At 58.1% G+C, this 3,658-nt stretch carries 4 protein-coding genes and 1 pseudogene; all 5 read right to left on the bottom strand.

Going from position 1 to position 3,658, the window contains the following annotated elements; genetic code table 11:
- Positions 1-238: pseudogene (locus tag GOB83_RS14525) on the bottom strand (baseplate J/gp47 family protein); the annotation flags it as partial.
- Positions 238-735, bottom strand: a complete 498-nt coding sequence (locus GOB83_RS14520) for a phage GP46 family protein (protein ID WP_165926614.1) — start codon at positions 733-735, stop codon at positions 238-240. The pseudogene GOB83_RS14525 and the gene GOB83_RS14520, both read right to left, overlap by 1 nt.
- 1 nt (position 736) lies before the next feature.
- Positions 737-1,264, bottom strand: coding sequence for a phage baseplate assembly protein V (locus GOB83_RS14515; protein WP_338420642.1), 528 nt, complete (start codon positions 1,262-1,264; stop codon positions 737-739).
- Positions 1,261-2,418, bottom strand: coding sequence for a phage baseplate assembly protein (locus tag GOB83_RS14510; RefSeq protein ID WP_165926612.1), 1,158 nt, complete (start codon positions 2,416-2,418; stop codon positions 1,261-1,263). The genes GOB83_RS14515 and GOB83_RS14510 overlap by 4 nt, the downstream gene beginning before the upstream one ends.
- A gap of 16 nt (positions 2,419-2,434) precedes the next feature.
- Positions 2,435-3,658: DNA circularization protein (locus tag GOB83_RS14505; protein ID WP_165926611.1), on the bottom strand; the 1,224-nt coding region annotated here is incomplete at its 5' end.

Genomic DNA, 3,658 nt, shown 5'->3' with positions numbered 1-3,658 from the left:
CGCCTTTTAGCGCCCCCCAGCTTTCCAGATATTCATCCGTTGCAGTCCAGGGGACCGCCTGTTGGGATATCCAGTCCAGATAGGCGTAATGGAGGTAGGACAGACCCGCCAACGCGTAACAAAGAACACTGAGAACAGAAAAGCGCAGCACGGCGGAAACACCAGATATTCCACCATCCAGAACATCCTGCAGCGCCTGCTGCCGCAGGTCGGTCAGGGTCGGTCTTGCGTATGGCATTACAGCCCTTTCCATGCCCAAGAGAATAGAAATACCTGTGGAGCGACCTGTCCGGGCTCCTGCACAGTCACGCGGAATTCTACCGCCTGCCTGTTGGTGGCACTCCATTGCGCGGCAACCACCACGCTCTGGGCCACACCATCATCCACCAGCCATTGCAGTGCTTCCTGACATATGGCCTCGACCTCGCGCGGGACGCTGGACTGCCCGGCCTTTATGGCCCGCTCCATTTGCCACAGCCGCGAGCCTATGGGGCTATCTGCCCAGGCATCGGCCCACCAGCCACGGCGGTTGTTTGTGCGGGAACCAGAAGCGCCAGCAGCTGGAGAAATGCCAACATCGCCGTCAAGCGCGGTTATGGTTTCCGGCGCCACCCTATCCGAGAACAGGCTGACCATCACGGCAGAGGCCAGAGCGCTACCAAGCAGTAGGTCACCACCGCTGATAATCCACTCCCCTTCGCCGCGTGCGACATTCCACGAAAGAGCAATATCCATTTTATTCCGGTGCCCCTGTTGTACCTGGCGCGGCCTGCACGGGGTGCTCGTGGTTGGTCAGGCTGATCTTGCCGGCCAGCACGTCCCCCTTTGCCGAAATATCTCCGGTGCTGGTTATGGGGCAGTTAAAGGCCGCCTCAGACGCAGTGACATTGAGGGGGCCTGATGTGGAGATGGAAATGCTACCATCCGCCTTGAGCCACACCCGAGCGCCCGTTGTAACGTGGTAGAGGCATGCATCCCCCGGTTGCAGGTCCCTGGGGTAAGACCGTTGGTCCCCAGTCGCCACAGCAACACCACGCGACCGGTCCCCCGCTTGGAACAGCACCACAACATCCGACCCCGGCAGAGGACGGCTGTGGAAGCCAACTTGCTGGAGCAAAGGCACATCACTGCGGAGTTCTCCGCCAGCTAGTGCCGCCTGTACGGTGTGAGTAGAAGCTTTCTCATCCGTATTGGCTGTCAGACGGCCCAACCCCAGCGCCATGGATACGCGCCTGCCCAATCGGCTGAATGCGTTGGACATCATGTATTCCTTATTGCGGCCGCCACACCTTCGTTCTGGGCCAGAGGAAGCACCAGAGGTTGTGGCTTGAAAGCCTGAGGGGGCATCAAAACAAGATTGGCGTGGGTGCCCCCTTCACCTTGCACAAACTCAATTTCGGCTATCAGAAGATCCTTCTTGAAGCCTGTCTGGGGACGTGAAACCGTACAGATCGTGTTGGGTTGCCAGAGGTCTCCGTTGCTATCCCGCCAGCTATCGCTAGTTATTTCCACAACCTGTGATCGACCATACCGGCGTGCGACCTCCCACTGCACTCGCTGACGAGCCACAGCGTAATCCGCATCCCCTGTTTCAACCGGGATGAGCAGTGTGCGTGGGCGCTTTACCCCGCTATCATTCGCTGATGCCTGTACAGGAGCAGTCTGTGCCTGCATCTGCTGTGTCTGCTTGTTGGCATCATCGGGTGGAGTGAACAGCACCGCCATATTCTGGATAATGGCCTGCACATTACTATAGCGGCCACTGAGCGAGCGAAGGACAGACATGCGCTCGATATTTTGCCCCATCGTCAGGCACCCAACGTTTTTGGTGCCCAGAGGAGCCAGCACGATGCTGCCATCCGGCTGGTCGTAAAACAGGCACCCCGCCAGGCGCGTAGCGCGCTCGATGACCTCATACGCGGTTTCGGTCAAAATAACAGAGAACTGCTGGATATTGGTTTCCCCTGCACCGCCAATGGACCTGACCTGTATGCCCGCCTGCTGGCAGACCTGCTGGGCAATACCCAGAACGGTCGTGTTGTTCATCTGATAGGTGGAGAACAGAGCCGAGCACTCTACCGCATCAACCGATTTGGATGTGGCGACAATCCGTAAGGAATGCTCTTCCGGTCCGATATCCTCGGCAATGCTCTGGACATAACCGGTTAAGACCTGATCCTTGCCGATAAGGATGCTGCAGGCATCCCCTTCGTTGATAGAAATAGTGCTCCCACCCGATGTCGTTGGTTGCCAACTAGACGTTTCCAGCATGGCCGCCCAGGGCATGATTTCCAGCCCGATGCGAATGGAAACCCGCTCCCAGCCGGTAATGGTGTATTTGCCAATCCTGATTGTGGCACCCTGAGCAGTCGTCCCGTCATACCCCAGAGCAGAAGAAACACCGCTAAGAAGGCCCATGGGAAACTCCGTAAGATCAGGAAGACAAAGCCTGAAAGCTGGCAGGCATGAAGGCCGGATGGATAGGGTTGGCCCTGCCGATCAGATCATCCGATCGGGAGCCATCGGCATAAAGCTGTTGCGCCAGCACAAGGGCGGGCACAGGCCCGTTGCGGGTAACGGTAATCTGGTCAGGTAACCGGCTGGCCTGATCGGCCAGAAAGGTGGTCAGGGACGAACGAAGATCCCGTAACGCCCGCCAGATATCCGTGTAGCCCTCATCCGCCGCTTCGGTAGCTGCCGTATCCATTTGCGTGGCAACCAGCTTACGGAGTGCTTCTGCCTGATCGGATGATGTTGGGTTCCAGTCCGCACAGGCCAGAGCAATGGATGCCAGAGCCATCTGCTGGCACATTGCCGCCGTGGCGGATCGGGCCGTTGCAATGGCGGCTCCAATGGGAGCCAGTGTCTCGTCCGCCTCTACTGAGAATGAGGCCAGAGACAACAGAGCCGCCAGTTGCGCTCCGGGATCCGTCAGCGACGTACGCACCAGTTCCGCCACGTTCTGTGCAGCACTGGACAAAGCATCAGCCGAACCACCTGCCCCCAAATCCGCCACGGCACTTTCCATAGCCACACGGGAGGATGTCAGGTTAGCCAAAACGGTTGACACCGTAGCTGCATTATCGACCACAGCGATATTCCCCGAGGCGTATCGTCCGTTATTTCCGGGCAGAATGCTTGTGGCTGAGACCATAGCTCTGGGTGAGCGGATAGCGTGATATGCCTGCCCTCCCCAGCCTGTGGCTACGGCTTGAGCCGCAGCGACAACCGGCTGGCCAACCGCCAGAGCTGATGTAGCAGTTTTGGCATAACTTCTGGCTGAAACCGCCTGAACAATAATCGCAGCCGCCGCGACTGCTGCATCAAGGGCAATCTTGATTGTACTACCCAGCAGATCCTTCTGCTCGAGAAAATCGAACGAAATGTCGATCCGGCCCGTAATGCCGTCTGGCTCGCCCCATGAAAAATTCATGCACGAGGCTTTGATAACCCCGATGGTCGGGTGGATTAAAAGACCCGGTCCTGCTGTTTCTGCCGCCTTGACCAAAAGGTCTCGCTGCACAGCAGCTGTTGCACCGAAAACAAAGCCATGGATGTGGTAAACTCGGCCCCGTTTGCCCAGATCCTCAACATAGACCCCGTCCCTGTAGGGATACTGGTGCACAGCCTGCTTGCGCCCTGTCTCGCCCCCACTACC

The sequence above is a fragment of the Acetobacter fabarum genome (genome assembly GCF_011516925.1).
GTDB lineage: Bacteria > Pseudomonadota > Alphaproteobacteria > Acetobacterales > Acetobacteraceae > Acetobacter > Acetobacter fabarum.
Note: the sequence above shows the minus strand (reverse complement) of the source record. Positions and strands in the feature narration are given on the sequence as shown.